Genomic DNA, 3,568 nt, shown 5'->3' with positions numbered 1-3,568 from the left:
GTGTTACGCTTTCAAGCATGTCTTTTGTGTCAATCATTCTATATTTGCAAATCACTAATAGATTTACGGCTCGAGGTTTTATTTGTTAAGTTATAGAATTTAAGAGTTAAAGGATGCTTGTATTATTTTTACAACTTCTTTTGATCTTGTTTTTTCATATTCAAAATGGTCAAGCCACGCTCCGCAAAATTTCCAACTTTGAGGATGTGAGCATCAGTCAAAGACTGATGTGTTTCCAGAAGTAATAATAAAGGTCAGAAGACCTCGAAACACTTCAGGTAAGATATCGCTTATTGCCTTCCGTTATTCAAATTTAATAAAAAAAAGTCAAGAGAATCTTTTGCTTCGCTTGGTTTTTTGGCATTCATTATTTATTTTATTGTTCAGAATAAAATTTAATAGCTTTTGTTAATGCCATACTTTTATAGAACAATAATAAGGCCAAACAATAAATAGTATTTGCAAAGGAATTCTAAACCACAAATAAGTGATTCCATTTCCGTCAAAAGTGCCTTTTTGATAATCAATATGATGTATGGTTGCATAAATGTTTGCAGGTAATAAAATTATAAAAAAGACGATTAACCCCCAAGCAGAATAGATTCTTAAACTTGGAATTAACAAACCTATTCCCAATAGGATTTCCAATATTCCTGTAAAGTAAATTATTTCTGTTTTTAAAGGAATTTGTGATGGTATCATCATCGCCATACCCTTTGTAAAAGCAAAATGACCTATTGCAGTAAAAATGAGCATGGCACACATCCCGATTCTTGCTGACAAAAGCAAATCGAATTTTTGAGTTAGAAATCGTAAGGTAAATAGAGATATTAAAAAAACAGCGAAGAGGACAAGTAATGGTTTCATATATGTGAAATTTATTTTTTAGCGATCATATATGGTATCGCATTTTTATTTATTGATATTTGCTTACGCAAACTATTTGTTAATGGCGATTTCATATTTTTCTTGTTTTGAGAAATACAAAATTCAGAAAAAATCAAAGTGCAAACAATGAACCCAGGTTAAGAAATTCGTTTTCGAATTCTACTCAATGCTTGTGGAGTAACACCAATATAAGAAGCAATATATTTTAAAGGTATTTGTTGCAATAAATGAGGCTGTTCTTCAAAAAGACTTAAATAGCGTTGTTCTGCAGTGGTGGACAACAAAGATAATTCTCGCTTGGTTTTTTTAAGAAAAAGAGCTTCACTTGTCAATCTTCCAATGGTATTTCCAACTTCTGTTTCCGCATATATTTGTTGTAAATCGTCATAGGTCAAACTCCAAAGAATCGTTTCTGTTAAAGTTTCTAACTGATAACTTGAAGGTTCACGGTTCAAAAAGAAATCGTAAGCACTTACAAAATTATTCGAAAAAGCAAAGCCAAAAGTCAAGTCGTCCAATTCATTTGGAATACAAAAACGGATGATTCCTTTTTCGATAAATGATAAATAATTTTCTTTTTGACCCAATTTTAATACAATAGATTTTTTAGAAAACTCTCTTTTTATAAGTTTGGATGAAAACAGTTCCCAATCTTTATCTGAAAGCGTTACTAATTTTTCAAAATAACTTCTTATTTCATCCATTGATGTAATTTGTTTATTTAACTTATTTTCCTCAAATTTAATAAAAAAAGCCAAGTAAAAAATTTGCTTCACTTGACTTTTATCCGTTGATGCTAATCGTTTTATTCCTCAGCATGTAGCCCAACTTTATTACCTTCGCTGTCAATAATGACAGCAATAAAGCCTGCTGAAATTTGCATTTTAGATGCTACAATTTTTTCCGTATATTTCTTTATCCTTAATGCAACAAATTTTTAAAAATGAACCTTTTAAATATTTTTTTTGAAACTTTATTTGCGATTCGTTGCTTTTTAATCAATGTTTTCAATAAGTGTTGCTTTGTATAACGTGTCATTTTTTTCAAAACTTCCATCAGTTTTCCATTCTATTAATTCATTTTTTTCAATAAAATAAAAATCAGCTAAGTTAGAATCAACTAAAATATAGAACTCTGAGGATAGTTTTTTACGCTCTATAATCACTCCTTCCAAAGTAGCATTTTTAATTAACCAAATAAGTTTTGATTTTGATAAAATTGTATGGTTGTTTTTATCGAATTTTATTCTACTTTTTTCAAAAAGGAATTCTATTTTCATTGAAATGAGTTTATGATGGTCTTGCCATTACTTCTCTTACTTCGACCGTTCCTGATTGTTCAATATGAGGACAGGCTTTTGCCAATTCAACAGCACTTTCAACATTCTCGGCTTTAATAATAATAACACTTACAACTTTTAGATTGTTTGTTAATACATATTGCTTGTTTACATGCCTGTCGATTTCAGAAATTTCAAAGCCTTCATTTGGGAATACAAAACTAGAAACAAAAATTTCATCTTCTTTCCATTTTTGGGTGAGATCGTTCCAAGCTTCATTAATTCTTTGTGCATCTGTCCTGTCATAATTTTCAGGAACTCTATTAATCAAAATATATTCTTTCATTTTTATAAGGTTTTAATAAGCAACTTCTATAATAGATTGGTATGATTTAGGTTCATTGATAATTTTAAGCATAAAGTCCGCAAGATCAGCCCTTGCTATAGTTGGTATTTTACGCAAAGGTTGTTGTGTAACTTCTCTATATTTTCCTGTTTTTTTACCATCGGTTAGTTTTGGTGCTCTTACAATCGTATAATTTAAATTAGAATTCTCCAATTTATTTTCCATTAATTTCATATCTGCATAAACGGGCTTGTAAATACGTTGCAACACGTTTTTTAAAAGGAAAGTCATTATAAAAGAACTTCTGGGCGGAATATCAATTGCTCCAGATGAAATACAAATAATTCGCTTGATATTAGACTTTGTCATTGCATTTATAATGTTTTGCATACTTTCTGAGTACAATGAAGTAGGTTGCACCTTGGGAATACCCAAACAAGAAATTACCGTATCTATGTTTTTCATTTCGTTTTGAAATGTATTGGGTTGCAATACATCTCCCTTTAAAATTTTTAAATTTGAGTGTGAAATATTGAAAACTTGAGGATTTCTAACTATTGCAATAACGTGATTTCCGTTTTGCAATGCCTGTTCTACAACTTGCTTTCCTGTGCCACCTGTTGCACCAAATACAATTATTTTATTCATTTTTTATTGTTTTATATTGAAACAAAGATATATTTGTACTTACTAATATACAAGTACGCACCCTATAGTAAGTATAAAAAAATGACAGCAGTAAAAGAAAGCTCAACAATACAGTTTAATAAACAAACTGTTTTTAAATTATGTCCTGTTACCTATGTAATGGAAAAAATTGGGGGCTATTGGAAGCCAATAATTTTATTTCATTTATTATCTGGCAGTAAACGATATAATGAAATTAAAAAAGCAATGCCACATATAACTGAAAAAATGCTTATTCAACATTTAAAACAATTAGAGATAGATGGTTTAGTTTTAAGAGAAGCTTTACCTGTTGTTCCACCACATGTGACTTATAGTTTAACCGATTCTGGTGAAGCTTTGCGACCTGTTTTGTATGCCATGGCGAA

Annotated in this window: 6 protein-coding genes; 1 reads left to right on the top strand and 5 read right to left on the bottom strand. The window is 30.0% G+C overall.

The annotated features are described in order from the left end of the window. Positions 1-408: 408 nt before the first annotated feature. The 5 genes from WBQ70_RS13600 to WBQ70_RS13580 form a co-directional block, all read right to left on the bottom strand. A complete protein-coding gene (locus tag WBQ70_RS13600) occupies positions 409-867 on the bottom strand; it encodes a DoxX family protein (RefSeq protein WP_423915149.1) in 459 nt (152 codons plus the stop codon). 158 nt (positions 868-1,025) lie between these two features. Beyond that, positions 1,026-1,592 (bottom strand): Crp/Fnr family transcriptional regulator, encoded by a 567-nt coding sequence (locus WBQ70_RS13595; protein ID WP_423915147.1) that lies wholly within the window; start codon positions 1,590-1,592, stop codon positions 1,026-1,028. A gap of 290 nt (positions 1,593-1,882) precedes the next feature. Further along, positions 1,883-2,167, bottom strand: coding sequence for a hypothetical protein (locus WBQ70_RS13590; RefSeq protein WP_423915145.1), 285 nt, complete (start codon positions 2,165-2,167; stop codon positions 1,883-1,885). A gap of 10 nt (positions 2,168-2,177) precedes the next feature. Next, on the bottom strand, positions 2,178-2,513 hold the full coding sequence (locus tag WBQ70_RS13585) for a YciI family protein (RefSeq protein WP_423915143.1): 336 nt from the start codon (positions 2,511-2,513) through the stop codon (positions 2,178-2,180). A 12-nt stretch (positions 2,514-2,525) separates the two neighbouring features. Further along, positions 2,526-3,161 (bottom strand): NAD(P)-dependent oxidoreductase, encoded by a 636-nt coding sequence (locus WBQ70_RS13580; RefSeq protein ID WP_423915141.1) that lies wholly within the window; start codon positions 3,159-3,161, stop codon positions 2,526-2,528. 81 nt (positions 3,162-3,242) lie between these two features. Between WBQ70_RS13580 and WBQ70_RS13575 the strand changes: the two genes are divergently transcribed. Next, positions 3,243-3,568 (top strand): winged helix-turn-helix transcriptional regulator (locus WBQ70_RS13575; RefSeq protein ID WP_423915139.1); only part of this gene is annotated, 326 nt, incomplete at its 3' end.

This window comes from Flavobacterium sp. (genome assembly GCF_049590715.1).
Taxonomy (GTDB): domain Bacteria; phylum Bacteroidota; class Bacteroidia; order Flavobacteriales; family Flavobacteriaceae; genus Flavobacterium.
Note: the sequence above shows the minus strand (reverse complement) of the source record. Positions and strands in the feature narration are given on the sequence as shown.

Coding starts and splice junctions, on each gene's coding strand:
- WBQ70_RS13585 (WP_423915143.1), bottom strand. CDS start 2,513: ATGAAAGAATATATTTTGATTAATAGAGTTCCTGAAAATTATGACAGG.
- WBQ70_RS13590 (WP_423915145.1), bottom strand. CDS start 2,167: ATGAAAATAGAATTCCTTTTTGAAAAAAGTAGAATAAAATTCGATAAA.
- WBQ70_RS13595 (WP_423915147.1), bottom strand. CDS start 1,592: ATGGATGAAATAAGAAGTTATTTTGAAAAATTAGTAACGCTTTCAGAT.
- WBQ70_RS13600 (WP_423915149.1), bottom strand. CDS start 867: ATGAAACCATTACTTGTCCTCTTCGCTGTTTTTTTAATATCTCTATTT.
- WBQ70_RS13580 (WP_423915141.1), bottom strand. CDS start 3,161: ATGAATAAAATAATTGTATTTGGTGCAACAGGTGGCACAGGAAAGCAA.